This window comes from Oleiphilus sp. HI0043 (genome assembly GCF_001634935.1).
Map to the genome: position 1 here is coordinate 1 of NZ_LWEY01000999.1, position 421 is coordinate 421.

General features: G+C 48.2%; 1 protein-coding gene. It reads right to left on the reverse strand.

All coding sequences use genetic code 11. From position 1 onward, the window contains the following. Positions 1–421 (reverse strand): fatty acid desaturase (locus A3729_RS10770; protein ID WP_197475795.1); only part of this gene is annotated, 421 nt, incomplete at both ends.

Here is a 421-nt window from a genome sequence, read left to right on the forward strand (position 1 = left end):
TTCTGTAACGACCACTCTGACTTACCCTGTCGCTTCAACCTTGCGCTTTCCAGCTCCCATGCTCGGCGAAATGCCCCAGGCACTTCTCGTTTTACGAATTGATAGATAGACTCGCCCATTCTTGATGATGCAGGATCTTCAGGCGTCGACACATCTTTGTGATGGCCTTTGTTGTGCTCGATAAAAAAGTGCCCATATCCCGGTAAAGCTAGAGCCATCTTTGCAAAAAACACCTGCGTTCGGTCATTGACCTTATGGCCCATCTCGTGGCCAAGGTTAACGCCAATTCCAGCGGCTAAACCTGCTGTTAAGGCTCCACCAATAAAGTTAAACCAGGACCATTCGTATTGAGATACCGTATAGGCACATGCAATCACCGCTGCCCAAAGCAAAGGAACGGTCAGGTACATCACTTTTTTGT